Source organism: Paenibacillus sp. M-152, from assembly GCF_003856555.1.
GTDB classification, from domain to species: Bacteria; Bacillota; Bacilli; order Paenibacillales; family Paenibacillaceae; genus Paenibacillus; species Paenibacillus polymyxa_C.
In genome coordinates this window covers 5,723,727-5,749,804 of record NZ_CP034141.1, presented here as the reverse complement: position 1 = coordinate 5,749,804, position 26,078 = coordinate 5,723,727, and the positions used below count along the sequence as shown (strand labels likewise).

Here is a 26,078-nt window from a genome sequence, read left to right as displayed (position 1 = left end):
GGTGGTAGATGTCCTTCATGTAACTCCAAGAGTCCTTTATTATTTGTTTTAATGAAAGGGTTTACATGTTAAGATATATAAAAATGCAAGCTTCTTATGAAAGAAGGAGTAGATATGAGATATAGAAATGTAGGCAACAGCGGTCTTAAAATTAGTGAAATCGGACTGGGGAGCTGGTTAACGTACGGTACGGCCGCCGAACAGGAAGCAGCTCATACCTGTATTGCCAAGGCCTTTGAACTTGGGATTAATTTTTTTGATACCGCGAACGCGTATAACCGTGGAGAAGGCGAGAAGGCTATGGGAGCCGCATTGAAGCCTTATCGGAGAGAGAGCTATGTGCTTTCTACTAAGGTATTCTTTCCTATGGATTCCGGTCCCAATGACAGGGGGCTGTCACGCAAGCATATTATGGAGCAATGTGAGGCGAGTTTGAAGCGGCTCCGCACGGATTATATCGACATGTACTTCTGCCATCGTTATGATCCAGATACTCCGTTGGAAGAGACACTGCGGGCGCTAGATGATCTTCAGGCTCAAGGCAAGATCTTGTATGCTGCGGTCAGTGAATGGAGTGCCGCCCAGCTCACGGATGCCTATGGTATCGGAAAAAGGCTGAATCTGCGGCCGCTGATTGCCAATCAGCCGATCTATAATATGTTCGAGCGTTATATCGAGCATGAGGTTCTTCCCGTATCCGGGCAGATAGGCCTCGGCCAAATTGTATTTTCACCTCTAGCCCAAGGCATCCTCACGGGTAAATACAAACCGGGACAACCTATACCGACGGGGAGTCGCGGGGCTGATGCCTCTGTCAATAGTGTCATCAGCAGTTACATGAACGATACCGTTCTCAACTGCGTTCAGGAACTGGACAAGCTGGCAAAGGATTTGGGTGTCACCCTGTCACAACTCGCACTTGCCTGGATTCTGAGAGAACCGGGTATCAGCGCTGCACTGATTGGGGCTACCAAACCGGCACAAATCGAAGAAAATGTGAAAGCAGTCGAGGTGACGCTGCAACCGGAGACCTGCGCGGAAATTGAGCAGATTCTGAAGCAAGCAGAGGGATTTGAGCCTTTGCGCTAAGCATTCACACGAGCCTCTCTAGAGGGAAGCCATCAATAACAAAGTCTCGCTCTTCCTGTTCCTTAACAGAGAAGGGCGAGACTTTTTAACTTGCTTCAAGCATCGCATAGATGCCTGAAATCATACTAAGTGCAATCCCGCTCACTAAAACAAGGATTTGCTTCTTACTGAGATCCAGCGGATCAAAAAAGATGGGCAACAGCCATTTTAGACTGATGACAGCCCATAGACCTTCTACCAACCCCAATATCAATACCTTTTGCCCCCAATGAAGCTTCATCTGCGGTATTAGCGGACCTTCAAGAAACAGGTCACCTGAAGTATGAATATTCCAAGAAACGATAACTACGAATATCACAAGCGTTAATAATGTTGACATAATATAAGTGATATCTTTTTTAGCCTTTTTCGTGAGTTTGGGCGATTTTTTAAACTCAGGGAAGCCAATCAGGAAAAAGACGATTCCTACGATAATAGCCACCCCTACAGAGGAACCGAGTATAATATTCGCTATAATGCCGATGCCATTGATGAGTAATAATAAAATAGGCTCTCCCCCTTTGGGGTTACGATAATAGTTATTTTATTGTACACGCAGGAACGAAAATGCTCAAATATTTGGAAAAACCCCTGGCACTTTCTTGCCAGAGACTTTTGGGCGTATAACTGATTATAAAGCTGCTTTAATGACCTTTTTATAATACAGAATGGATAGCACTCCAAAAATGGAATATAGGGCAGTGTATAGTACCATTACGATGATCATAGGCATCCAAACTTCGGTTCCAAACAAGAACCAGCCGGATTGGACGGCGAAATAGCTGTGTGATAGGCCAATCACTAACGGAATGCCGAAGTTAAAGAGTTGTTTTATTTTAATGCCTCGCAGCAGGTCACTTTGGGTGAAGCCTAACTTTCTCAATACAGTATAATTGGCCTTTTCGTCTTCGCTCTCATCCATCTGCTTAAAATAAAGGATACAGCCTGATGTAATGAGAAAGGTCAGTCCCAAAAAGCCAACAACAAACATGATCACTCCCATATTTCTCTTCTGATTGCTGCTCATTTCAAGCTGTGATGTTTGTTGATCGTTAAAATTCGCAGCTGCAAACAGTCGATCGGCCTCTTTGATCTGTGCTTCATTTAGTATATCAATTCCAATATATGGGGATGACTTCTTCTGAATCTTAGGATTTACGTCTTTTTTTAACCGCTCAAAGATGGTTTCATCTACAATGGCAGTGGGTAGCCCCCCGGCTGTAAAATAGTAAGGAATGACATAATCCCTTTTTAGACCCACATATTGTTGAGGTATGACTTCTGTTTTTCCCTTCAAATCCAAGGGTCCAAAGTCTTTCAAGGACATGAATTTCTGTAACATATCATTATAGCCCGTTAAAACCGTTTGGCCTGGAGATACATCCGTACCCTCCACAGATTGGTCGCTAATGACAGGCAGTGTCATGGAATCCGTACCATCATTTAATGGTTCCATAGGAGTCTCCATAATTTGTGCTGTCTTCACACTGACTTGAATGACTTCAATTTTCTTTTCTCGATACTTTATATCATGTTCATGAAGTAACGCTTTGAATTTCTCCGCATCCGGCACATTCGTCATGGCAAAATGGGAAGGTACATTGTCCTCAGCTGCTTGATCCGCAGAATAATAGGCGATATAGCTTAAGGATAGTAAACCGATAGCAAGTGCCGATACTGTCGTAATAATGGTTAACAACAAAGCATTGGATTTCATGCGGAACATAATGGATGAGAGGGACAGCACCTCATGGATGTTTAAATATCCGCCTTTGCTTTTTCTGATGATATTGGAAATAAAGCGGATGGATCCTTTATAAAAAAGAAATGTCCCGATGATGACAGAGCCCAAAATAAACACCATCGCCATAAATAGTTCATTTAAGGATGTAAAATCTCCACCAAATAATCTGGAGGAAACATAGTAACCTAAGGCGATAAGCGAGATGCCAATGATCCCGATGATCATCTCAAAGATCGTTATTTTCTTGATTTTCCCTTCGGTGGTTGAGGTCACTCGGAACAAAGACAAAATACTTTGTCTTTTGATAAAAGAATAATTCATGACCATGATCAGTAAGTAGATGACAACAAAAACGATGAGTGTTTGAGTCAGTGCTTGGTTAGAGAAATATAGAGTGGCAATGGCTTCGACACCCGTCGTCTTAAATAAGATCATGATCACTAGTTTGGAAAAGGAGAATCCAACCCCTATTCCGACGAAAAGCGAACCGAAGTATAAAATTAAGTTTTCAGCACTTAGAATGCGAAAAATTTTGTTTTTAGTCATTCCAATCAATTGAAATAAGCCAATTTCTTTACTGCGTCTTTTTATAAAAATATTATTAGCATACATAAGGAAAATGCAGACAATAGCGACCAGTAAAACAGAAGCTGCCCGTATGGAGGCTGCACCTTTAACAGAACCCTTCACTTCGTCCATGGAGGGATCGTACTGTAATGTGACGAAGGAGAAATAGAGCGCAACACTGAAAATGAGAGCAAAAACATAGAGATAATAATTGCTCAGATTTTTTTTCAGATTTTTTAGAATGAGTAGATTAATGTTCATGTTGAACCCCGCCTAAGACCGCTTGGGTTTTCATGATATCCTGGAAGAAGCTTTGTCTCTCCTGCACGCCTTTATGAAGCTGCGTATACATTTGCCCATCCTTAATAAAAATAACGCGGCTGCAATGGCTGGCTGCAACCGGATCGTGCGTGACCATAATAATCGTTGCCTTGCGCTTTTGGTTCAGCTGACCCAGCTTGTTTAATAAATCGGATGCCGACTTCGAATCAAGCGCACCCGTAGGTTCATCGGCAAAAATAATAGTAGGCTCATGAATAAACGCTCTAGCCGCAGATGTACGCTGTTTCTGCCCGCCCGAGATTTCATTGGGGTATTTGTCCTTGAGCTCATAAATCCCCAGTTCTGTAGCGACTTCCTGAAATCTTCGGTTAGCCTCTTTTTTAGGCGTTTTGGTGATAGATAGAGGCAAGAGGATGTTTTCCTTCACGGTGAGCGTATCCAGCAGATTATACTCCTGAAAAATAAAGCCTAAATGCTTTTTGCGGAATTCAGCCAGTTGCTTTTCTTTCATTTTCGTCATTTCGATATCATTGATCTTAATGGAACCGTGGCTCACTTTATCAATGGAGGAGAGGACATTTAGCAGTGTGGTTTTACCTGAACCGGAGGCTCCCATAATACTGACAAATTCACCTTCTTCAATAACGATATCTATTCCCTTCAAAACCTCCTGCATATTTAGCTTATTACCATAGCTTTTGTGAATCTTATGGGCTTCTAAAATATTCACTTCGATGCACTCCTTATTGTTCTTGTAGCCTTATTATAAAAATCGTACCGATGATTTTCCTTTGATTGGGCGAACAGTATATAAAAGCATGTGACATCTCTGTCACATGCTCAGCATACTTACGAAATCATTTCGTTTGGGGAAAATTAAAGTGAAGGTAGTACCCATGTTCGGTTTGGAGTGCACATCTATATGTATGAGCAGGGACTGCGCTGCCTTTTTTGTTAAATATAACCCCATGCCCGTCGAAGTATGATCAGAATGTTGGGTCGTGGATGTAAAACCTTTCTCGAAAATACGAGGTATATCCTTCGGATCAATACCGCGCCCAAAGTCTTGGACCTCAAGCTGTATTCGATCCCTTTGTTCATAGCTGTGAATGATAATATCGCTGGCATCGCTATATTTGATGGCATTGGTTAAGAGCTGTCTGATGATAAAAGCCAGCCATTTGGCATCACTTAGCACTTCCATTTGCTCAAGTCGGATGTCAAAACCGATCCCTTTTTGGATGCACCATGACTGTAATGCTTTGATTTCTTTAAAAACCAGAGATTTTAAATCCACTTGCTCGACATATAGATCATTTTCAATAAAAGATATGCGTTTGTGATGGAGCTGTTGATCCAGCAGTAAGTGAATTCGTAGCCATTCATAGGTTAACTGAGCTTTTAGGGACTTGTCGTCCAACCGCTCAATCATCAAATGCATGGTGGTTAAAGGTGTTTTTACCTCATGAATCCAGGATAGTAGTTCATCTTTTTCATGTTCAAGTGTTAGTTGATTTTGCGAGATGATCTGTTGTAACCGTTCGGTCTGGTCAGTGATTTTTTGTTCAATGATTTGCTCAAACGGACTCTCTGGTTCGCCTATACCTGTTAGTTCTAGAGGGCTCTCCCATTCTTCTAATGTGGTATAGAATTTAGTTTCTTTGAGATAGCGAATGATTAAAAAAACCAAGAAAATCATCATAGATAAGAAGACGATATAAAGGATCGGCATTAATGGAATTGCTGCATCCACATAAGCGATGAACAGGATCAGGAATTGCTGACACACAAACAGTAGAATCCAGCTCAACCTTTCCCTCAGATATTTTTTAATCATAGGCAGGTGCCTCTTCTGTAGCCATGTAGCCTTGCCCCACTTTCGTTTCAATGAAACGGCCCAAATCCAGCTCGTCCAATTTTTTACGCAGGCGGTTCAAGTTGACGGTCAGGGTATTGTCGCTGACAAAACGTTCATCATCCCAGAGGCTTTTAATTAATTCCTCTCGTGCGACAATTTTATTTTTTTGTTCAATCAGCAGCTTCAAAATAAAAATCTCGTTCTTGGTTAATTCGATGGAGCCAGCCTCATTGGCTACTACATTTTTTTCATAATCGACCGTCGCTCCACGCCATGTTTTCAGGGAAACAGGTTCTGTATTGTAATTGTATACACGGCGAAGTGTGGCCTGTATTTTTGCAATCAGTACGTCAAAATGGAAGGGTTTTTGGATAAAATCATCCGCTCCAAGCTGCATCGACATCACCATATCCGTAGGGTGATCCCGCGATGATAAGAAGATGATCGGGACGTTAGAGTGGGATCGAATCATTCGACACCAATGAAAACCATCAAATTTCGGCAATTGAATATCAATCACGACCAGATCAGGCTTTATCGTTGTGAATTCTTGAATGACTTTACTAAAATCCTGTATACCGTACACATCATAGGCCCATTGAGTTAACCTGTCCTTTATTTCATGGAACAAAGTTTCATCATCTTCAATCAGCAAGATTTTAAACAACGATTTCACCACTTTTTAATTTTTTTATATAAAGTGTATAGCAAAATTTGTTTATGTGCTATATGGGGTTGAATCAACTTGATATTGCGATAATCTGCTGTTAATAGTTGAGGTTTATAGTTGGTTTATATCTACAATCTCATACCGTTAAAAGGATGGATGCATGGATGGGGATTCACACCTATTTTCGATCGCTAAATGAGTTGGAAAGAATTATCCGTTGTCCGGGCAAGTTTAAATTTGAGGAACATAGTGTATCGGCTCATTCCTGGAAAGTAGTACAATATGCCAAAACGCTAGCTGATATTGAAGAGAGAAACGGTGTCTGCATTGACTGGAAAAAGCTATACGAGATTACTAGCAGTCATGATTATGGGGAAATTTTTATTGGAGATATTAAAACGCCTGTTAAGCATTCCTCCAAGGAACTCCGACTATTAATCCAGCAGGTCGAAGAAGGTATGATTGAGTATTTTATTGAAGAGAATATTCCCGAGGATTTTAAAGCGATTTTCCGCAAACAGCTAAGAGAAGGTAAAGATGATTCTGTTGAAGGTTTAATTTTAGAAGTAGCGGATAAAATGGATCAGGTGTATGAAGCATTTGCCGAGCTTCAGCGGGGAAATACGGAAAAAGAATTTATCGTGATGTATCGCAATGCGCTTGTAAAAATCAAAAATATTAAATTGAAATGCGTTGAATATTTTTTGGAAAATATCCTACCAGATATGGTAAAGGAAGAAACGCCTTCATCCATTGATATCAAAAAGATTACGGAAGAGGCTTTAGCTCTGTAAAAGAATTTCCTTACTATCTTTCAGAAGCTGTGAAGCGCTTCTGTTCATACATAATCATAGGCTTATTTGTAATAAGCAGCTCCTAAGTAAAATTAAAGAGCCAAAGCAGCAGTTGATTGAACTGCTACTTTGGCTTCTTTTAGATTGAGAAGCACGGAAGAGCTATGCTTATTTTGAAAATGGATTCGGGAAGTTGGTTTTAGTGGCTGCATTTTGTTGCTTGGTATTGCCAATTCCCAGTTCACCATTTCTATTAAATCCCCAGGACCAGACCGTCCCATCGGCTGTCAAAGCATGGGAGTGGGTTCCTGCTGCACTGAATGCTACTACATCGGTTAGTGGCGTGTTTGTGTCATCTACAACTTGGGATGGGACTTTAACAGAAAATACATCGGTCCCGTCACCTACCTGTCCTTCATTATTAGTTCCCCAACCCCAAAGAGTTCCGTCATTTTTCAGCGCGAAAGTTTGGGTTTTGCCTGCCTTCAGTCTATTTACGTCGGAAATGTTGATCAATACAGGTGATCTTCTAAAGGTAGAGGTTCCATCCCCCAGCTTACCAGAAGTATTGCTACCCGAAGCGTATACTTCCCCGCTGTTCGTTAATACATAAATACGGTCAGCTCCAGCGGTAAAGGTTTTGATATCATCAATTCGGTATTGAACAGGGGTAAGCTGGTTTTCTTTATCGTCCTGTCCCAGAGCGCCATCATAACCACGCCCCCATACCCATAACTGATTATTTTTGTCTAGAGCTGCGCCAAAACTGTCACCAGCGTCAATGGCTACAATATCTTCTAAGCCTTGTACTTGGACAGGCTTAACGGAAAAGGCGGAAACTCCTTTGGTGCCAATGCCCAGTTGCCCAAAGTTGTTTTCTCCATAAGCCCACACCGTACCGTCATTTTTGAGGGCAAGTGTAAATTGACCTCCTGCTCTCACTTCCTTAACATTATCAATATATTTGTTTTTAACAGGGACTCTTGCCGTATCCCGCTTGTTCCCTGTTCCTAGTTCGCCGTAACTTGCAAAACCCCAAGACCAGATCGTTCCGTCTTTTTTGAGCAAGGTTGAGTGCAAATCACCAGCATCAATCATAGCGATGTCAGATACATCTGCTTGCATCGGGCTTGTTTTATTATTCCCTCCGCCAGCGCCCACGCCGAGCTTGCCATTGCCGTTACTTCCCGTTGCGTAAAATGAAGATCCATCTTCCATAGCCAAGTAAGCGTTAGTGGTCCCTGCTGAAAGCAAATGGTCGTAATTCACGGCAGAATCGGCGCTTGCCGTAATGGAGCTCCCCACTAGAAGTGTTGATGCGGCAAGAGCGGTTAGAGCGAGTTTTTTTAACATATAAACTACACACCTTTCGAAATAGTAATGGATGAATACATGATGAAAGCAACCAAATTGTTCCTGTCACGTCTTATTAGTAAGTCGCAAATGATAAACCAGATTAGGGAGGATCACTGATGAAAAAAGGAGTTTTTGTCCTAGTCTTACTTGTATCAGCCTTATTGTCGGCATGTTCTAAAACGGAATCGGCGTCGCCAGTTAAACAACCTCATACAAATGAAGTGGTGGCTCAATCCATTTTTGATTTAGAACGCCTGGAAAGCACAACGGTATACACGGGGCGTGCTAAAATTAAAAGCATCGAAAAAATGGATAAAGAGATCGAACAACCATTGGCAGCCCCCAGCATGGATTATTTGATCCGATTTGAACAGCCGGTTCAATTTGCTCAAGAACTACCTCAAAGTGAAGATCCAACGGAGAAGCCTATCCAATCGGTCTATATATCCGTTCCAGACACACATATTTATAAGCAGATGGATGGTCAGCGGAGGCAATTAATCCGTCCGGCAGAATTACAGGTGGGGCAATCCATTGAAGTCTCCTATGTGTACCCTGCAACACCTGTTTTCCTAGCATTGGAAGTGGTCGTGCTGGATGATTTGTAGAGGAGGCCAGTAAGGCCTCCTCACTCCTATGGAAGCACGTCATAAGGCTTAGGTGATGTTAATAAGTTTCACCATGTTGTAGATATAACGCGTTTGCTCATATTTGACCATAGTGCCTGCAGAATTTTTGACCTGAATGCCGGACGAGCCTCCACCATCCAGAAGAATGGCTTCGAAGCAATCCTGCTTGATAAAATAGTTGCGAAGTTGTTTCAGCGTCGCATTTTCATGAACAACCAGGTAGACCTGCCAAATGTTATTGACGACTTTGAAGCCCAAGCCTGTCCGTCCGATGGATTCGGTGTATCGCAAGGTTCCGTTCAGATCGAAATTTTCAATCTCTTTCAGCTCCTTGAGCCATACTTCTTCCTCATTCTTCAATGATAGACTACCGCCGCTAATAATGGATTTGTACTTAATGGCCGTTCCCATTTGTTTTTTGAGATCCGTCACACTTGAAGTACGGGTAATCCCTATTTTTGTTTTGTTGCTTTCCGTAAAAATAAATGCAGTACCTCGACTATTCTCTTTGGCATTTGCCTTAATATCGTGAGTGTTATTAGGTGTCACCGCAATGGATAAACCTTGAGTCGGTGGTTTTGTGGTGCTGATAGGGTAAAAGAAGCCCCCATTAATCCCGTAATCGGTTTGCTGTGTGATCCGGCTTCGAATATTTTTATTTTGGATATTCGAAGCTGGCGTAATGATCACATGGAAACCATCAGACGTTTTGGTGTAAGAGTAGTTTGCTGGCATGGGAAACCTCCAATTAGATGATTTTGAAACAGAATCTCGCGCGATAATTCGTTTCTCATATATATAGGAAATTTACAGCTGTCTTTTACAACCCGGAAATCAAATTTTTCTAAAAAAATTTGAAACATCATATACAAGAAACCACTTGACTTAAAGTTAACTTTAAGTAGTAACATACTGGGTGTGACGTGGTGATTAGGAAATACGTAACTATTCTGACAATTTGGGAGTGATAGAATTGAAAAAGAAACAACTGGGTAACAGCGAGCTTCAAGTATCTGCACTGGGTCTGGGCTGCATGGGAATGTCCGAGTATTATGGTGAGTTGGATGATCAGGAATCGATCAAAACGCTTCATCGTGCGTTGGAGTTGGGGATCAACTTCTGGGATACAGCCGATGTGTACGGTGTGGGGAAAAATGAAAAACTGATCAGTCAAGTCCTGCGCAGCTACCGGGATGAGGTAGTGTTGGCTACCAAATTCTCCATTATGCGCGGAGAGGATGGGGGATTCCTGGGTGTCAGCGGTCGTCCTGAATATGTAAAACAGGCATGTGATCGCAGCCTGCAAAGATTGGGTGTAGATGTCATTGATTTGTACTATCAGCACCGTGTTGACCCGAATGTGCCTATTGAAGAAACAGTAGGGGCGATGAGTGATCTGGTTCAAGCGGGAAAAGTCCGCTATCTGGGGCTATCCGAAGCGTCTCCTGCACTGATCAGACGTGCTCACAAGGTACACCCGATTACAGCGTTGCAAACAGAATACTCCTTATGGAGCCGGGAAGCGGAAGATGAGGTTATACCCACATGTAAGGAGCTGGGCATCGAATTTGTGGCCTACAGTCCACTGGGCCGCGGCTTTTTGAGCGGGCAAATTCAGAAGTTTGATGATTTTGCAGAAGATGATTTCCGTCGCACGGTGCCGCGTTTTCAGCCTGAGAATTTCCAGAAGAATCTGGATCTCGTGCAGCATGTTAAAGATCTTGCGGCTCGAAAAGGAGTTAAGCCTTCTCAGCTTGCTTTGGCCTGGCTGCTTGCGCAAGAGGGAATTGTACCGATTCCCGGTACTAAACGGGTCACGTATTTAGAGGAAAATGCAGGAGCAGTGAATGTGGGCTTGTCCGCAGAGGAAATGGAGACTATTAACGCAATCATCCCCAAAGGAATGGCAGCGGGCCTTCGTTACCCGGCAGAGCGTATGCCAAATTGGCAAGCGGAGTAATGAGGACCACGAAATAACCCCCAAAGTCGTCTTTAACGCCAATCAGCGCGACGGACGGCTTTGGGGACTTTATATATATGCAAGAACGTGCTTCGTATAATGCCGAAGGCATCGTTTTACAAAACAGGAGCTTGTAATGCAGTGTTGATATTTTGCAGATCCATCGACAGCTGCTCGTTTACGTTCCATGGGTGATACCAGCCGCGTTCGATCATATACGTTGAAATTTGCTCATGCATATCAATAGCTTCATCCAGTTGTTTTATAAGCATAGCCTTAATTTCTGGAGTTCCCGCTTCCGTTACAGCCATGGCGTAATTTCTCACACCGCTTTTGGCGGTGTTTAAGAAATCGGCAGCAATCACTTGGTCGGTTAAAATATTTAGTCCGGTCAAATGCTCCAAGAGTATGTTCATTGTTTTACCTCCTGTGATGACGAGGCTTGATTTAAAATGTTACCCAACTCTTGCAATTGCCGTGTTGTTAGGTCAACATCCTTTTGCAATATAGCTTTGAGGACCGGATCTGAGATCAATGCTTGCATTGTTTTAGATTTGGTAAGGCACACTGTTTTGAATGCTGACAATTCATGGACTTCAAGTGTTTCGTGCAGGCCATACACCATACGACATTTGCCTCCAGTCCAATAGATAGTTAAGGTTTAAGTACAACTTTGATGCAATTGTCTTGTCTGGTATCGAAAATTTCATACCCCCGTTTGGCATCGCTTAGCGGAATAACGTGTGTGACAACGTCCCCAGGGTCAACCTTCCCCGTATCGATCAGCTCATACATATAAGGCATATAGTGAATCACAGGAGCCTGTCCAGTACGCAAATTAACATTTCGCTGAAAAATGTCTCCCAGAGGAAAACCGTTATATCGACCGCCGTATACCCCGGTAACTTGAATGGTGCCGCCTTTGCGGACAGCCTGTGTAGCTATGACCAATCCTCCTAAAGCTCCACCGTGAAGCTTAAGTCCGGAAGCCAAGGACTCCAGCGGAGACATTTTGCCGCTCATGCCGGAGCAGTCAATAACTACGTCCGCGCCTCCTTTGGTTATTTCCTTGAGGTAGTTGCCGACGTTTTCTTGCGATTCCACATTCACGATCTCCACGTGATTGGTGCGCTTCGCGTGTTGCAGACGATAATCGAGATAGTCTGCCGCAATGACTCGTTTAGCCCCTTTGAACCAGGCGAACTTTTGCGCTAACAGACCTACCGGTCCACAGCCGATAATAACGACGGTATCCCCATCCTTCACTCCGGCATTATCGACGCTCCAGAATGCAGTAGTCATGGCATCAGCAATCAGGCAAAGCTTCTCGTCAGGATGTTCACAACTCTCCGGAATTTTGAAGTGAGTAAAGTTGGCAAAAGGCACACGCAAATATTCAGCTTGTCCACCTGGATATCCACCAGTTGTCCCGGAGTAGCCGAAGAAACCGCCCATTTCTCCATGCTCATTCGAATGATCACATTGGCTTTCCAATTGGTTTTTACAATAAAAGCATTCACCGCACGCGATGTTGAACGGAATGATCACGCGGTCTCCCTTTTTCAATTTGGTTACGCCGCTGCCGACTTCTTCTACAACCCCCATCGGCTCATGCCCAATTACATAATCCTCTTGTAGATTCGGAATTATTCCATGAATGAGATGCAGATCTGAACCACAAATAGCGGTTGTTGTCAGTCTAATAATCGCATCATCGGCTTTTTGAATACTCGGGTCCGGAACATCTTTAACCACAACGTTTTTGATACCTTGGTAGGTCACTGCTTTCATGCCTGGTTTCCTCCCATATGTTCGTCCGGCGTGCGATCAAACATACCTTTGCGGGTGGTATCGTCTGGGAACAGTTTCATTTTACTGATGTCCACCGTCTTATTGGCTGACAGTTGATCCAATTGATATTGCTTTTGCAGATCATAGGGATGAAACCATTTTTTTCGTACCATAAGATCGGTAATTTCCTGATGAAGCGCAATGCCTTGATGCAGTTGATTACGTAATAGGGTTCTGGCATCGGTAGAGACAGTTTCTGTCAAAGCTATTGCTGTGTTCCGAACCCCTTCCTTGACGCGAACCAGAAAATCCATTGCAAGGGTCGTGTCTGCCATTTCGGGCATATTTAATGAGTTTTTTGGGTCCACATAATCCATTTTAGCGGACTGGGTCTGGTTAGGTGTCACATCATTCACCTCAATTTAAAATTGGTGTTGGGCGGAAGTCAGGAACAGGCGCTTGAAACGGTGCTTTAGCATAGATTGCTTGCAAATCGGCAATAGCTTGAATAGATTGCTGAACATCTTTTTCCATTAAATCCTTTAGCTCTTGATCGAATACTAAGCCCTGCATTAATTTGGACTTTGCTAAACATAACGTTTTGAAGTTAAGCACTTCATGGATCTCTAGGGACTCATGCGCCGCTAATGTAGGCTGTTGGCTTATCATAGGCTCACCTTTCTTTTATGATTCTCAAAGGTATGTTGTCCAGCATAACTAGGTTTATTCCGAAAGGATCGTGCTATTCGGCTTCAACCTTGCCAAGTGCTTTTTTAGCGGGTCCTTCAATTACTTCGCCTTGATATGAAAAGCGTGAGCCATGACATGGGCAATCCCATGTTCTTTCGGCCTCGTTCCAGTCAACTTCACAGCCCATATGGGTGCACGTTGTGTCCACCAGGTGCAGTGCTCCTTGTGGATCTCGATATGCGCCCGCCCTTTTGCCGTTTACCCGGACGACTGCCCCTTCGTCTTGCTGGAGTTCTTCGGCTTTTTTATAGCTGATTTCCAGCTTACCAGCAATTAAGTGCTTCGCCACATTCGCATTTTGAGTTACAAATGTTTTAATGTCAGGGTCTGCATGAAATCTTGAAGGGGAGAAAAGATCCTGATACGGGCTTTCCTTTCTGGTTATCAGATTCGTATTTAATAAAGCTGCCGCGACACTTGTCGTCATCCCCCATTTTCTATAACCCGTAGCAACGAAGATGTTAGAAACATCGGATAATTCCTGCCCGATATAAGGGAGCTTGTCTAACGAGTACAGGTCCTGTGCCGACCAGCGATAGACGATTTCCTTTAATCCAAATGTTTGCTCTGCAAACTTTTCTAAAGCTTCATAGTATTGAAATGTGCAGATTCCTTGACCCGTTTTGTGGCCTTCGCCACCGACGATGACCATCGGTTCACCGTTTATTAGTACAGAGCGAAGCGAACGTTTGGGGGTTTCCGCACTTATGTACATACCACCCGGATAGGTTTTGTCCGTCTTGACCGCTAGTACATAAGACCGCTCGGCATGCAATCGCGCAAAATAAAGACTGTTTGGATCATTGAACGGAAAATGAGAGGAGGATACGACATAGTTGCAGGTAATCTTGTGCCCGTCGCTTGTATTAATAATAGAGGGGGTTCCTTTATCCACACCCACAACGGTGGTCTGTTCATAAATCTTCCCGCCTTGCCGGATGACTTGATTGGCTAGATACCTTAAGAAAGGAATCGGATTAAACTGAGCTTGGTTTTCCATCATAATAGCTGCTTTAGTTGAAAAGGGCAGAGGCGTTTGTTCGACATAACTTCCCGGGATGCCAAGTTCCTTGTAAGCTTTATATTCGTCGTTGATTTTTTCCACATGCGTATCCGCACATGTATAAACGTAGGCATCTTCTTCTGTGAATTGACAATCGATATGATACTCTTCTACCGTTTGTCTGATGAATTCAAGAGCATCGCGGTTAGCTTCATAATAGAGTTGGGTTTTCTCTTTACCAAAATGCGAGAGGAACTCGCTATAGATCAAATCATGTTGTGCGGTAATTTTGGCGGTGGTATGGCCCGTTGTTCCATGAAGTATCCGCCCTGCGTCAACGACTGCGACGTTTAGTCCTTTTTTAGAAAGTAAATAAGCAGTGGTAATACCGGTGATCCCCGCACCTACAATAGCAACATCCACCTGAATATCTTCATTAAGCTTGGGGAAATTGGGGACGTCAGTTGAAGCTAACCAATACGATTCTGGAAATTGCGGGAAGGTCGTACGACACTCGTCTTGTTTCATTTTCACAAGCACCCCTTTGATTACAATTATTGTATACATTGTTATCCTTGTATGATTTTATATACCCAAAAAAGGGATACTTTCAGCCAGCTTTCATCTTGTTTTCAGCTTGACCGGGTACAATCAAGGCAATTTTCCCGGGGAGGAATGCATAACAATGAAAACAAAGATGAAAAAGACGGTTTGGATTCCGGCAATCATCGCAGTTACGGTAGCGGCTCTACTCGTAATCTACTATTACTACATGTCCTCGGTTTCCGGCGGCAAGCCTGGCATGCGACCTCCGGGAGGCGGCAATGTAGCAGGGCACATGGGCGGACGTCCCGACGGAAAAGGTGGTGGGGGAAACGGGGAAATATTTAATACCTTGGGCACGATCTCCGTTTTTCTTGGGGCGGCCTCTTTCTGTTGGTTCTGGTTTAAGAAGAAACTGAGATCGCCGTCAATGTTGGTTCGAAAGGCCGGAAAGTTGTTTCACTCCTTGCATAAACTGCTGGGTTGGGCGACCTTGATTCTTATTGCCGTTCATGGCGTCTATTTCCTGATTACCAAACTTCAAGATCACAAAACCTACTCCGGCCTAGCAGCCTTTGCTATTATAGTGGCAATCTCCGGGTACGGCTTCTATATTAATAAAGTACGTAACAAGTGGATGCGAACCATCCATCGTATACTTGGACTGCTGTGGGTTCCCGTGCTGCTGCTACATGTAGGCGGAACAGTAATTATGGCGGTCATCGCCACTCTTGCCGTGGGGGTACTAGTCTGGACACTCGACAGAATGGCGGAAAAAACGATGAAGCCTGTCGCAGGGGACACTCTATAATTTTATGGAATGGTGTTACCTTCATGTGGGGGAGAACAAGATGCTGGCGGAGGCGGTTGATATATTGGTTGCGGTTACATTCTTTACGTTGTATTACAAACTCCTACGTTCTTAATAGGACGTAGGAGTTTGTTTTATTTAAAGAGTATGAAATAAAACAAGCTAGTTACCTAATTCGAGTGCGAATTGTCCTAGTATATGAAAAGTAGCAGAACAGAAGTTTATGCTCTTCCGTTAACCAGAATAACGTTAGCTTGAGTTCCTGATTGACGCAGCTTAATTAAGGGCGCGTAGTCATCGGAATAATAGAACTGCTTGGCAGCCTCGTAAGTCGGGAATTCGTGAACTACGACTATTGACGGCTTCCATGTGCCTTCCAGTGTCTCGGGCTGTGGATCTAGCGTAAGGTTGCGGAATCCCGGAACTTCCTGCAGCAGCGCATCTGCTAGCTCTGCGTATTGTTTGAAAACAGCTTCTTCCTCTACTTTTATATCTACGATAACATATGCGCTCATATCCATTCTCCTCTGTATGTCGGACGGTGATCATACGTCCTAGGATTTCGCCGGCGAGCATCTTTAGCTTAATCCGACACGCGGAGATTGTAAATTAGGCACTTTTTTTATCCTCAGTTTCATTTATTACACCGGTTCGTTATTTCAGGTTTGAAAAGTCGGAGAGATGATGCTCGGCCTGAAACCGTTCTCCCCAAGCCTTCATTTGGGTGAGTATTGACTCAAGCGAAGCTCCGAGCGGGGTTAGCGAGTATTCCACTTTAGGCGGAACAAGGTGATGAACTTCACGGTGAATGAGATTGTCTGCTTCTAACTCTCGTAGTTGGAGGGTCAGCATTTTTTGAGTGGCCGTGGGAAGTGCCCGCCGCAGTTCTTGAAACCGCTTAGTTCCACCCAGCAATTCGTACAGAATGATTCCTTTCCACTTTCCGCCGATAATGCTCAAGGTTACTTCCACCGGACAGCCTTTAGTCGGCGTGCAATTAACTCCATTGTTCAGCCGTTTTCTCAACCATATCATCCCCTTTCACTTTGTTATTATACCAATATTATACTTGGCAGTTTAGTTCAGATACAGCGATCCAAGGCAGCACTTGACTTCAAGTTAACTTTAATAAGCAGCATCTAGTAGCAAGCCGAGTAATTCCAGCCTTATATCCCCAAAGCTGTCTTAACGCGGATCGGCGCGAAAGGTGGCTTTGGGGGGCATACATATGCAGCTAAGGACGTGGTTTGAAGATGCCGAAAGGACGTCCTACAGGCAGGAATGTACGGCCAAAATGTGCATTCAGAACAGCAGCTCCTGTACCGTACAGCGAGAGTAGACCAATGCCCATTTCAGCATAAGCAGCGATGGTGTGGAACACCTCTGGGGCGATGCCGAATGCATCGAAGCTAAGGCCGAGGAACAGAAAATCAATCAACACAAAAATAAAAAATAGAACCTTGTGCGTCTCCATGGCTCCAATGGTCATGAAGAGCGTAAAGATGAGATAGCCGGCAAAGGCAACGCCGAGCTGCCTACCATCCACCGCTGATGCCAGCTCTGAGCCGAATACGCCCATTTTAATCATCCAGCTACTAGCTACGGCTAACCAGAAGAAGGCGTAAGCGCCAAATGCCGTCATGCCAAAGGTGTTGTTATGCTTCGCATCCTGAATGCAGGCAAACAGCTGTGCAAAGGCACCCAGGAAGATAGCCCAAGGAATAATAAAGCTCAAGCCCTCGGTGAGACCAAGCTTTTGGGATGAAGCTACAAGCGTTACAATGGCCAAGCCAAACAGGCCGATCGCGCTCGGATCGGCCGTTATGATTTTTACGTTAGAATGAGATTCATTTTGCATGAAAAAATAGAAGCCTCCAATAATATTTAGGTACGTGTCAATCTGCCGATGCCAGAATCACACTGACATATTGTAACGGAAACCAACCTACTCCGCATAGTAGGGAAATCATAAAATTCCTCCCGATCTGTTAGTAATGGGGCAAGAATTTATGGAATGGTGTTACCTTCATCTTTGTGGTAATATTTACACCTATATAGAATGAGGAAGTGACATAGTGATTAATATAACGATTCCAACTCCGGATATCACAATTACCAAACAGGTTAACCCTGAGCTCAGCCATATTTATGGATTTACAGATTTCCACCTGATTCCTAGAGATAAGGCTGGTATCTTTATGTTCTACAATGCACAGGAGGAATTACTGTTCGTTGGTAAAGCAAGAAAGTTAAGACCCAGAATCAAAAAGCATTTTGAAGATAACGTATCGCCGATCAAGGCTAATCGGAACGAAGTGGCGATTATTGAGGTCTGTATTGTGGAAGATGCGGTAGATCGTGAAATTTATGAAACCTACATCATCAATTCGCAAAAGGCTAAATATAACGTTGAAAAAGTGTTTTATAAGTAACAAAGCAACAAGCAGCTACTTTATAAAAAAAGAGCAATAAGCCGCAGTCGTGCACTGCCCTTATTGCTCTTTTAAATTCGTGCATTTAGATCCTCTCAAGGACGGGGCGATATAGTATGAACAAAACCGACCGCTTGCTGGCTATCTTGCTAGAGTTACAACGTAAGGATATTATACGGGCCGAGGATTTAGCGGCGATTTTCGAAACGAGTGTGAGAACGATCTATCGGGATATTCAGGCTCTCAGCGAATCGGGCGTACCGATTGTAGGAGCACCGGGTATTGGATATTCTTTGATGGAGGGATACTTCCTGCCTCCTGTAAGCTTTACTGTAGAAGAGGCTGTAGCGCTGCTAATCGGAACAGATTTTGTCGAACAAAAATTTGATACAGACTATGGCATGAAGGCGCAAACTTCACGCAGAAAAATCGAAGCTATTTTACCAGAGAGCGTTCGCAGGGAAGTTGCCCAGGTGCGAACGACTATCAGACTGCTGGCGGTGGGTAAAGGAACAAACCATACAGAGAAAGCCTATTTGGAAACGCTGCGCATCGCTGTATTGGCTAAACAGAAGGTTCGGTTTGGTTACTCCAAAAAAATGCCAGAGGCTGACGGGAATCGCCAAAGTGTGCGTGTGGTCGCTCCTTATGGTCTTGTACTGCTGCATGGTTCGTGGGTTTTGATTGGACAATGCGAATTGCGGCAACAGCTGCGCCATTTCCGTTTGTCGCGTATGAACGATCTGATCATGCTGGAGGACGGTTATCAGTTGCCTAGTGATTTTAATTTGCAGGATTATAAACAACCCGATGACCGCCATGTAAATGTCCGCATACAAGCCAATTCGAATATTGTAGATAAAGTGAAGGAAGCGAACCATTTTTACATGGAGTCCATGGAAGAACATGCAGATGGACTGCATGTACTCTTTCGCGTCAGACAGCCAGAGGAATTACTATCATGGATACTTGGATGGGGTGCAGACGTGGTGGTGCTGGAGCCTGAATCGCTTCGCGAGCGTGTCCGTACGGAAGTGGAAAAAATGTTGAAATGCTACTGACATAATGCTGTCAGTAGCATTCTTGTATAGTAAAGCTACTTTGATAGAGAGGGGCATTTACTATATGAATACAAGCGAAACATTACAGCGTTTTGAAGAAACGGTACAGCACTATCTTCTTGAATTGGACAGCTTTAGCCTGGAGCAATTGCAGTACACACCGCAGGAGGGACAATGGTCGCTTGGACAAATGTATCTTCATTTGGTGAACTCTGCTCTTTATATGCATCTTAGGAACATAGATCTTTGTCTACAGTCTAATGGGGAAAAAGGGACTAAAACGGAGGCGGGCACAGCCGCATTTAACTTGGGAAGCTATCCACCCATACGTATCCAAGTCCCACCATCTCCGCAGTATACTCCCCCCCAACCGACGAGCAAAGAAGAGATTGCAGAAGGATTGAATGTGGTGATCCGTAAAATGAGAGAGATTGAGCCGACCGTTGAGAAATCAACAGGGTCGTCTACTTCTCCTCATCCCGGATTTGGCGCGTTGAATGCGGGAGAGTGGTTTAGACTCATCGAGATGCATTATCGTCACCATCTTTTGCAGATGGAGCGCTTGAAGCACGCAATAGCCGGTTGATCGTCTCCCGACGTAGCCCGATGAACTGCCCGATTTCCTCCTGCGTCAGTACGTCTGTTAACGTAGCGGGTGCGATGTAGGAGTGGAACCAGCGTTGAAGCTTCCGAAGCTTCTCGGCAGGCGATACCTCTGTGAGCTGGTCAATTCGTTGCTGCATCATGCGCAGCTTATCCTGTAGCTGCAAAGCGATGGCTCGACATTGAGCCGGGTCCTGCTCCAGCTTCAGGTACCATTCTTTTTGCGACAGAACCTCAATCTCTGAGGTGACCAGCGCCATCGCGGTACCATAATAGGGATTGGGACTGATGAGGGAGTGGTGCGGGATGATTTCATCGGGCACAATTACATTAACTAAAATTTGCGAGCCGTCTTCATGGACTCGGATAATTTTTAACAGGCCGCTTTTTAAGTGATATAAAGGGCCAGTTTCCCCTTGTCGAAATAAGGTCTCGCCTTTGTGTAATATCATGAACGTGTATAGCCTCCATTTCATGTATTCCAGCTTTTAGATGAACCCGCCATTGACGCGGATGGTCTGTCCGGTAACCCACTGCGATTTAGCGCTGACCAGAAACTCAATCACATCAGCGATATCTTCCGGTTCACCGAGACGACCCATAGCATTCATTTTCTTCATGCCTTCGATCTGCTGCTCTGTTTTTCCTGCTTGAAAAAGCTCTGTGTTGACAGGGCCGGGAGCCACGGCATTGATCGTAATTTGCCTGCTTCCGAACTCCTTGGCTAGCTGACGGGTAAATTGCTCCACCGCGCCTTTCGTACCCGCGTATACGCTATAGGCCGGAAACATTTGTCCGATCACGGATGTGGACAGGTTTACAATTCTTCCGTAGTTCTCCATGTATTTCATCGCTTGCTGACAGGCAAAGAAGGTACCTTTTACATTCAGCGCGAATTGTTGGTCAAAATCAGCTTCGGTCACCTCAGCCAGGGGTTTGGTAATCATCAGCCCGGCGTTGTTAACCAGAATATCTACTTTGCCGAATTCAGCAATCGTATTGGTAAATAAGGCTTCAATATCGCTCATCTTGCTCAGATCAGCGTGAAGAGCTTTGGCTTTTCCGCCTTTTTGAATAATGCCTGCTACAACTTCTTTAGCTCTATCCGGACTGTTGGCATAATTGACAACTACAGTAGCACCTAGATCAGCCAGCTGCTCAGCAATGGCACGTCCAATTCCCCTGGATGAGCCAGTGATAATTGCTATTTTCCCATCCAAATGCTTCATATGTGCTCAGCCTTCTTTCTATATATTTTTAAGAGATCCCTTTTTCTAAAAGCATCCACACATCTGAAAACTCCTGATCAATTGTCGGACTCTTCCATTCGTAAGCATGTGCGGGATGATGGAAACGGGCTGTGGCATAGAAAAGCGTACGCGCCAGTTGGGTCGGCTGATCCGCTGTGATGCCCCCGCGTGCAATAATGTCAGCGAGCTGACCCACAATGTGGGCGATATGCTGGTCGATTAAATCCGCGGCTTGCTCGGTGACCCGAGTATACATCCCGAACATTTCCTCGTCATCGCGGGCATAATACTGCTTAAGCTCGATCAAGGTCTGAATATATCGTTTTAAGTGCGGTATTCCTAGCACAGATGAATCCTGACATATCTCCGTTAACGGATCGATTATCTTTTCATTTAGCCATTTTTCGGTCACGCCTTCAAGAAGCTCGGCTTTACTTTTAAAGTGTCGGTAAATGGTGCCGTGACTTACTCCTAATACTTTGGCAACATCCGTCACGGAGCTTTTAGCTACACCAAAACGCCTAAGTGTGTCTTCTGTAGCAATGAGAATCTGTTCCTTGGTCAGTATATCTGAGGATTTTTCCATAGAGACACGGTTAACTTACCGTGTGAGTCACCTCCTTGAAGTCAGGATAACACAATGAGTATCAAATGACAAATATTAGTTTTTGTCATTTGATACTCATTTTTTTAAAAGAATCCAAAGAAGTGACCAGAAAAACTACAATAGCGATTCGATGACAGGATCAATAGCACAGGGCGCTGTTGTTACTTCAAATCTGCCTTTTACATGGCCATCGCGATTAATCAGGAATTTGGAAAAATTCCACTTGATACCGTCGCCGACGTATATTTCTGGATATTTATCCCGTAAGAAATCGTCCATCCATTGACCGTCTTTGGTCTGGGTATCAAAGCCTTGAAAAGGTGACTGTTGGGTCAGATATTGAAATAAAGGATGAGCAGATAAACCTCTTACATCCGTCTTCTCAAATAGTGGGAAGGTTAATCCATGGTTATTTTGGCAGAATGCCTGAACCTCCGAATTGCTACCCGGCTCTTTTTCATTGAATTGGTTACAAGGAAACGCAAGGATTTCAAAACCTTGTTCCCTCCGTCTTTCATAGAGCTTTTGCAGATCAGAGAATTGACTGGAGAAGCTACACATGCTGGCAGTGTTTACAATAAGGAGAACCTTACCTCTATAGTTTGAGAATTCAATCGGTTTCCCGTTAATTAAGGTTGCTTGAAAATCATAAACAGACACGTTAACATTCCTCCTCACGTTATTTTATACACATCGTATATCCAGAATTGCTATTGGTCTAATATATTATTGGAATCAACTTTATAGGAATTTACAATAACCCCGTCATGTAAAGATACATTGTCCATCTATCTTTTGAAATCAAAGAAGACTCGACATAGGAAATAGGAGATTCGCTTCTTACATAGCAAACTGTGGCATTCGCCGTTACCAAGATAGAATATAGATGCATATTCATGTAGTGTGTGCAAAAACCCAACAGAATCGAGGGATATTCGTGCCCATTGGAAAGATGATTCAATACAAGGAAATGCGACAACATCCCATTTTACGCTCGCACTTGCCCGAAACCCGCTGGATTACGAATGCAAGGACTTTACGGATGCTGGATACCTATCGCACAGTCTTCATCAAGCCTAATTATGGGAGTGGGGGAACCGGCATCATACGCGCGAAAAAGGTAGGGAGGAGATATGAAGTTCGTTGCGGCTCCAGTCGCAGAGTCGTTAGATCCCACGCCGTAAGAAGAGCAATTAGAAGCTACCGAAGACCTCATCGTCGTTATTTGGTACAGCAAGGACTCAAGTTAGCCAAATACAAAGGTTCGATTTTTGATGCCAGAGTGTATATGCAGAAGCCAGACTCGGAATGGGTTATCTCAGGGGTAACCGGTCGTGTCGCTGCACCTCGAAAGGTCGTTACCAACTATCGGAAGGGAGGACATGCGGCGCCGTTGTCCAAAGTGCTTTTAAGGGTTTTTAAAAATGACAGAGCAAAAATGAAAGAGATTTTGGACCAGATCATCGAGCTTTCTAGAATTATTGCCGACACGATTGACAAAAATCATCCGGTTCGCGAGCTGGGCATTGATCTTGCTGTTGAGAAGAGTGGCCAAATCTGGATTATCGAGGCCAATCCGCATCCCGGACATATGTTATTCAGGCAGCTCCCTAATCATAAGATGATTCGCAACATTTTGAGAAACAAACGTCGTATTCATCATCATTAGGATAAAGTGTTTTAAAGCAGCACTCTAATATCAGAACGGCAACATTTCAAGGTATCGTTAAGATGAACGATGCCTTTTTTGTGTTCTAAAAGAGAGTGTCTATCGAATTGTTCACAAAATGTTCACTTATGTGATAGTTTCGACTATTTATATAATTAGCAAAGCAAAAGAAGGGATGATGGAATTGCCAACAACGAAGAAAGAAAATTTTTATTTTGGTTTAATGATGTGCTTGGGGATGGTCGTATTCATGACATTGTATAATCTATATACAAATGGCTTGATTGGCACCATGTCTCTAAAGGCAATGCTTCTTCAATTTATTTTATGTTTTATCACTGCTTTCGTATTGGAATTATGTATTGTCGGTCCAGTAGCAAAGAAAATAGCCTTCTCATTACCGTACGACAAATCCAAAAAGCTATTTGTAATTCTATCCCTTTCATGTTGTATGGTCATTGGCATGGTTCTCTGTATGTCACTTTATGGTTTGGGGACGGCTTACTTTTTTAATAGTCTTTCAGAAGGCTCATTATTTAAAAATTACTTATCTTTAGTTGTTAAGAATTTTGCGTTTGCTTTTCCTCTACAGCTCTGCATTGTAGGGCCGCTTGTTCGCTATTTATTTGTTAGATTCGTGAAAGGTACAAGTATGGGGATGCCATTAGGCAAAAACGTAGTTAACGACGGTATTCGATAGCTCAACAGCCGCCTTCTGTCTGAGAAGGCGGCTTGTTTTTTTACCCAGAAGCTCAGTACCTTTATAGCGTTTGTCCGCTGTCTACCGTAATGATCTGGCCTGTCATGGCTTCCTGTTCCAGGGCAGAGCAGACCATGCTGGCAATATCCTCAGGTGTGGAAATGCGCTGTAGCAGCAGATGAGGAGCCAATTGTTTCATTTGTTCTTCCCTACCTGCCCACCATCTTGTCGCCACCGCTCCTGGTACGATGCAATTGACTCGAATATCAGGTGCCAGGGATCGTGCTAACGATTTGGTCAGCCCGTGGACGGCTGCTTTGGATACTGCATAGGGTAGTGAGGAACCTAGCCCTGTTTGTCCAGCTATACTTCCCAGATTGACGATAGCTCCTTGTTGACTATGCTTCATACTAGGAGCTACGGCTCTGGCACAGTAAAACATGCCTTTCACATTGACATCCAAGAGATCATTCCACACCTCTTCCGTAACGGCTTCTAGATCTTCCATCAGAATATGATGTGTAATGCTGGCGTTATTCACCAATACATCAACCGTGCCGTATTGCTGAACAATCTGCTCGACCATATCCCGTACTTCCCGATCTTGGGAAACATCTGCCTGTAATGCAATTGCACTTCCTCCCTGTTCAAGTATCATACGTACGGTTTCCTCTGCATCGTCTTTAGAACGGGAATAGTTTACGACTACAGTAGCCTTTCGATCTGCTAATTCTATACATATCGCTCTCCCAATTCCTGTACCGCCGCCTGTAACTAGGGCTACTTTTTGATGTAAATCCATGTATATCCGCTCCTTAGCCAACTCGTTAGTGTTGTGTGAGAAAAGTAATACAATCTGTTATGGATCATTGTAGAGGATGTATTATATTTTGTATAATTGAATTAACTGAACTTGTAATTCAATAAACTTGAATTAAACAAGCGACTTGGGAGTAGGAGAATGGATATTAAAGCACTCAAAACATTTCAGATGATTGTGAATTACGGGAGTTTTATGCGTGCGGCGGAAGCGTTGAATTATGCGCAATCGACTGTGACGATGCAAATACAGAAGCTGGAATCCGATCTAGGAGTTCAACTAATTGAGCGGGGCAAGAAAATAAAGTTAACTGAAGCGGGCAGGATGTTTTATGAGCAAAGTTTGCCCATTGTAAAAGACATGGAGCAACTGCAGGAAAATATGGAGAACCTGCAAAGGGGAACCGCAGGTGACATTCGTATAGGAGTGACTGAACCGACCGCTAGTTACCGACTACCCGAAATTTTAAAGCGGTTCTTAAACCATTACCCTCACATTCGGGTTTCTGTTGAGTTTGGGAATACACCTACATTAAGCGAGCGTATACTCCAAGGGGATGTGGACATCGCATTATGCTCTGCCCCGGATTTGGGTACAGAGCTATATTTTGAACCTTTATTTAAGGAGAATTTTGTAGTTTTGATGCCTGAACATCACCCTCTTGCAGAAAAGGAGTGCATTGGACCCGCAGATTTACAGGGGCATCGCCTACTTATTACGTCGTCCATCTGTCCTTATCGGCGCAAACTTGAAATGGTCATGAAGGAACATGGAATAACTACGTTAGACACGATGGAAATTGGCAGCATGACGGCTCTAAAATCTTATGTGGAATGTGAATTAGGGATTGCCCTTGTGCCCCAAATTCTAGTCCATCCTGTCCCGGCAGGAACAGCATTGAGGCAATTAAGCGGCAGCTTGATCGATATGACCTTTGGTCTTCTTTGTAAAGCAAACGAGGCACCGCTGAAGCTGGCAAGCTCAAGGCTATATTCTGTGTTAAAGCAGGAGCTTGGGCAATTGTCGTGAGCATACGATATCAAACCGACT

At 43.8% G+C, this 26,078-nt stretch carries 32 protein-coding genes; 11 read left to right on the top strand and 21 right to left on the bottom strand.

The genetic code is table 11. The features are described 5' to 3' along the window. The first annotated feature begins 114 nt into the window (after positions 1 to 114). Positions 115 to 1,089 carry an aldo/keto reductase family protein gene (locus tag EGM68_RS25265; protein WP_129550258.1) on the top strand — a complete coding sequence of 325 codons (975 nt, stop codon included), beginning with the start codon at positions 115 to 117 and terminating at the stop codon, positions 1,087 to 1,089. Positions 1,090 to 1,174: 85 nt separating this feature from the next. On the opposite strand, the gene EGM68_RS25260 is transcribed toward EGM68_RS25265, so the two are convergent. The 5 genes from EGM68_RS25260 to EGM68_RS25240 all read right to left on the bottom strand — a co-directional run bounded on the left by EGM68_RS25260 (position 1,175) and on the right by EGM68_RS25240 (position 6,246). Next, positions 1,175 to 1,570, bottom strand: a complete 396-nt coding sequence (locus EGM68_RS25260) for a hypothetical protein (protein WP_129550257.1) — start codon at positions 1,568 to 1,570, stop codon at positions 1,175 to 1,177. Positions 1,571 to 1,759: 189 nt separating this feature from the next. Continuing rightward, positions 1,760 to 3,700 (bottom strand): ABC transporter permease, encoded by a 1,941-nt coding sequence (locus tag EGM68_RS25255; protein WP_129550256.1) that lies wholly within the window; start codon positions 3,698 to 3,700, stop codon positions 1,760 to 1,762. Next, the gene (locus EGM68_RS25250; protein ID WP_013373800.1) at positions 3,690 to 4,451 is read right to left on the bottom strand and encodes an ABC transporter ATP-binding protein; all 762 of its coding nucleotides are present in this window, start codon (positions 4,449 to 4,451) and stop codon (positions 3,690 to 3,692) included. The genes EGM68_RS25255 and EGM68_RS25250 overlap by 11 nt, the downstream gene beginning before the upstream one ends. A gap of 102 nt (positions 4,452 to 4,553) precedes the next feature. Next, the gene (locus tag EGM68_RS25245; protein ID WP_040102519.1) at positions 4,554 to 5,558 is read right to left on the bottom strand and encodes a sensor histidine kinase; all 1,005 of its coding nucleotides are present in this window, start codon (positions 5,556 to 5,558) and stop codon (positions 4,554 to 4,556) included. Beyond that, positions 5,551 to 6,246, bottom strand: coding sequence for a response regulator transcription factor (locus EGM68_RS25240; RefSeq protein WP_013373798.1), 696 nt, complete (start codon positions 6,244 to 6,246; stop codon positions 5,551 to 5,553). The genes EGM68_RS25245 and EGM68_RS25240 overlap by 8 nt, the downstream gene beginning before the upstream one ends. Before the next feature lie 167 nt (positions 6,247 to 6,413). Here EGM68_RS25240 and EGM68_RS25235 point away from each other — a divergent pair, with 167 nt between their 5' ends. Next, positions 6,414 to 7,043 (top strand): YfbR-like 5'-deoxynucleotidase, encoded by a 630-nt coding sequence (locus EGM68_RS25235; protein WP_025675722.1) that lies wholly within the window; start codon positions 6,414 to 6,416, stop codon positions 7,041 to 7,043. Between the two features lie 168 nt (positions 7,044 to 7,211). Here EGM68_RS25235 and EGM68_RS25230 read toward each other — a convergent pair whose 3' ends face one another. Beyond that, a complete protein-coding gene (locus EGM68_RS25230) occupies positions 7,212 to 8,396 on the bottom strand; it encodes an RCC1 domain-containing protein (RefSeq protein ID WP_016324907.1) in 1,185 nt (394 codons plus the stop codon). 119 nt (positions 8,397 to 8,515) lie between these two features. On the opposite strand from EGM68_RS25230, the gene EGM68_RS25225 reads away from it, so the two are divergent. Beyond that, on the top strand, positions 8,516 to 9,007 hold the full coding sequence (locus tag EGM68_RS25225; protein ID WP_129550255.1) for a hypothetical protein: 492 nt from the start codon (positions 8,516 to 8,518) through the stop codon (positions 9,005 to 9,007). Positions 9,008 to 9,055: 48 nt separating this feature from the next. Here EGM68_RS25225 and EGM68_RS25220 read toward each other — a convergent pair whose 3' ends face one another. Then, on the bottom strand, positions 9,056 to 9,763 hold the full coding sequence (locus EGM68_RS25220) for a phosphodiester glycosidase family protein (RefSeq protein ID WP_206099040.1): 708 nt from the start codon (positions 9,761 to 9,763) through the stop codon (positions 9,056 to 9,058). Positions 9,764 to 10,001: 238 nt separating this feature from the next. On the opposite strand from EGM68_RS25220, the gene EGM68_RS25215 reads away from it, so the two are divergent. Next, entirely contained in the window at positions 10,002 to 10,988 is a 987-nt protein-coding gene (locus EGM68_RS25215; RefSeq protein ID WP_129550254.1) for an aldo/keto reductase, read from the top strand. Positions 10,989 to 11,104: 116 nt separating this feature from the next. Here the strand turns inward: EGM68_RS25215 and EGM68_RS25210 are convergent, their stop codons facing one another. The 6 genes from EGM68_RS25210 to EGM68_RS25185 form a co-directional block, all read right to left on the bottom strand. Beyond that, positions 11,105 to 11,404 carry a spore coat protein gene (locus EGM68_RS25210; protein ID WP_129550253.1) on the bottom strand — a complete coding sequence of 100 codons (300 nt, stop codon included), beginning with the start codon at positions 11,402 to 11,404 and terminating at the stop codon, positions 11,105 to 11,107. After that, positions 11,401 to 11,613: a hypothetical protein gene (locus tag EGM68_RS26315; RefSeq protein ID WP_013373789.1), complete on the bottom strand. Its 213-nt coding sequence runs from the start codon at positions 11,611 to 11,613 to the stop codon at positions 11,401 to 11,403. Before EGM68_RS26315 ends, EGM68_RS25210 begins: the two co-directional genes overlap by 4 nt. 29 nt (positions 11,614 to 11,642) lie before the next feature. Continuing rightward, complete coding sequence (locus tag EGM68_RS25200; RefSeq protein WP_129550252.1) at positions 11,643 to 12,779, bottom strand: zinc-dependent alcohol dehydrogenase; 1,137 nt, start codon at positions 12,777 to 12,779, stop codon at positions 11,643 to 11,645. Continuing rightward, entirely contained in the window at positions 12,776 to 13,156 is a 381-nt protein-coding gene (locus EGM68_RS25195; protein ID WP_043886153.1) for a spore coat protein, read from the bottom strand. Before EGM68_RS25195 ends, EGM68_RS25200 begins: the two co-directional genes overlap by 4 nt. Positions 13,157 to 13,196: 40 nt before the next feature. Continuing rightward, positions 13,197 to 13,448: a hypothetical protein gene (locus tag EGM68_RS25190; RefSeq protein ID WP_016324904.1), complete on the bottom strand. Its 252-nt coding sequence runs from the start codon at positions 13,446 to 13,448 to the stop codon at positions 13,197 to 13,199. A 73-nt stretch (positions 13,449 to 13,521) separates the two neighbouring features. Next, entirely contained in the window at positions 13,522 to 15,060 is a 1,539-nt protein-coding gene (locus EGM68_RS25185; RefSeq protein ID WP_090737633.1) for an FAD-dependent oxidoreductase, read from the bottom strand. 157 nt (positions 15,061 to 15,217) lie between these two features. On the opposite strand from EGM68_RS25185, the gene EGM68_RS25180 reads away from it, so the two are divergent. Beyond that, positions 15,218 to 15,886 (top strand): hypothetical protein, encoded by a 669-nt coding sequence (locus tag EGM68_RS25180; RefSeq protein WP_090737634.1) that lies wholly within the window; start codon positions 15,218 to 15,220, stop codon positions 15,884 to 15,886. A gap of 221 nt (positions 15,887 to 16,107) precedes the next feature. On the opposite strand, the gene EGM68_RS25175 is transcribed toward EGM68_RS25180, so the two are convergent. The 3 genes from EGM68_RS25175 to EGM68_RS25165 all read right to left on the bottom strand — a co-directional run bounded on the left by EGM68_RS25175 (position 16,108) and on the right by EGM68_RS25165 (position 17,744). Next, entirely contained in the window at positions 16,108 to 16,401 is a 294-nt protein-coding gene (locus EGM68_RS25175; protein ID WP_013373783.1) for a DUF1330 domain-containing protein, read from the bottom strand. Positions 16,402 to 16,540: 139 nt separating this feature from the next. Continuing rightward, on the bottom strand, positions 16,541 to 16,912 hold the full coding sequence (locus EGM68_RS25170; RefSeq protein ID WP_058711918.1) for a winged helix-turn-helix transcriptional regulator: 372 nt from the start codon (positions 16,910 to 16,912) through the stop codon (positions 16,541 to 16,543). Between the two features lie 208 nt (positions 16,913 to 17,120). After that, positions 17,121 to 17,744, bottom strand: a complete 624-nt coding sequence (locus EGM68_RS25165; RefSeq protein ID WP_013373781.1) for an acetate uptake transporter — start codon at positions 17,742 to 17,744, stop codon at positions 17,121 to 17,123. A 217-nt stretch (positions 17,745 to 17,961) separates the two neighbouring features. On the opposite strand from EGM68_RS25165, the gene EGM68_RS25160 reads away from it, so the two are divergent. The 3 genes from EGM68_RS25160 to EGM68_RS25150 all read left to right on the top strand — a co-directional run bounded on the left by EGM68_RS25160 (position 17,962) and on the right by EGM68_RS25150 (position 19,965). Beyond that, positions 17,962 to 18,318, top strand: a complete 357-nt coding sequence (locus EGM68_RS25160) for a nucleotide excision repair endonuclease (RefSeq protein WP_090737638.1) — start codon at positions 17,962 to 17,964, stop codon at positions 18,316 to 18,318. A 116-nt stretch (positions 18,319 to 18,434) separates the two neighbouring features. Beyond that, a complete protein-coding gene (locus EGM68_RS25155) occupies positions 18,435 to 19,379 on the top strand; it encodes a helix-turn-helix transcriptional regulator (RefSeq protein WP_129550251.1) in 945 nt (314 codons plus the stop codon). Positions 19,380 to 19,443: 64 nt separating this feature from the next. Beyond that, positions 19,444 to 19,965 carry a DinB family protein gene (locus EGM68_RS25150; protein ID WP_013373778.1) on the top strand — a complete coding sequence of 174 codons (522 nt, stop codon included), beginning with the start codon at positions 19,444 to 19,446 and terminating at the stop codon, positions 19,963 to 19,965. Here EGM68_RS25150 and EGM68_RS25145 read toward each other — a convergent pair. The 4 genes from EGM68_RS25145 to EGM68_RS25130 form a co-directional block, all read right to left on the bottom strand. Then, a complete protein-coding gene (locus tag EGM68_RS25145; RefSeq protein ID WP_013373777.1) occupies positions 19,898 to 20,434 on the bottom strand; it encodes a Crp/Fnr family transcriptional regulator in 537 nt (178 codons plus the stop codon). The genes EGM68_RS25150 and EGM68_RS25145 overlap by 68 nt on opposite strands. Before the next feature lie 36 nt (positions 20,435 to 20,470). Beyond that, positions 20,471 to 21,211, bottom strand: a complete 741-nt coding sequence (locus tag EGM68_RS25140; RefSeq protein WP_129550250.1) for an SDR family oxidoreductase — start codon at positions 21,209 to 21,211, stop codon at positions 20,471 to 20,473. 28 nt (positions 21,212 to 21,239) lie between these two features. Beyond that, the gene (locus tag EGM68_RS25135; RefSeq protein WP_129550249.1) at positions 21,240 to 21,818 is read right to left on the bottom strand and encodes a TetR/AcrR family transcriptional regulator; all 579 of its coding nucleotides are present in this window, start codon (positions 21,816 to 21,818) and stop codon (positions 21,240 to 21,242) included. A 135-nt stretch (positions 21,819 to 21,953) separates the two neighbouring features. Continuing rightward, positions 21,954 to 22,499 carry a glutathione peroxidase gene (locus EGM68_RS25130; RefSeq protein WP_040102533.1) on the bottom strand — a complete coding sequence of 182 codons (546 nt, stop codon included), beginning with the start codon at positions 22,497 to 22,499 and terminating at the stop codon, positions 21,954 to 21,956. A gap of 277 nt (positions 22,500 to 22,776) precedes the next feature. On the opposite strand from EGM68_RS25130, the gene EGM68_RS25125 reads away from it, so the two are divergent. Then, on the top strand, positions 22,777 to 23,508 hold the full coding sequence (locus tag EGM68_RS25125; protein ID WP_225683706.1) for a YheC/YheD family protein: 732 nt from the start codon (positions 22,777 to 22,779) through the stop codon (positions 23,506 to 23,508). Between the two features lie 184 nt (positions 23,509 to 23,692). Continuing rightward, positions 23,693 to 24,208, top strand: a complete 516-nt coding sequence (locus EGM68_RS25120) for a DUF2798 domain-containing protein (RefSeq protein ID WP_058831014.1) — start codon at positions 23,693 to 23,695, stop codon at positions 24,206 to 24,208. 61 nt (positions 24,209 to 24,269) lie between these two features. Here the strand turns inward: EGM68_RS25120 and EGM68_RS25115 are convergent, their stop codons facing one another. Beyond that, the gene (locus EGM68_RS25115; protein ID WP_129550248.1) at positions 24,270 to 25,010 is read right to left on the bottom strand and encodes an SDR family NAD(P)-dependent oxidoreductase; all 741 of its coding nucleotides are present in this window, start codon (positions 25,008 to 25,010) and stop codon (positions 24,270 to 24,272) included. Positions 25,011 to 25,169: 159 nt separating this feature from the next. Here EGM68_RS25115 and EGM68_RS25110 point away from each other — a divergent pair, with 159 nt between their 5' ends. Beyond that, positions 25,170 to 26,057, top strand: a complete 888-nt coding sequence (locus EGM68_RS25110) for a LysR family transcriptional regulator (RefSeq protein ID WP_129550247.1) — start codon at positions 25,170 to 25,172, stop codon at positions 26,055 to 26,057. The last annotated feature ends 21 nt before the right edge of the window (positions 26,058 to 26,078 follow it).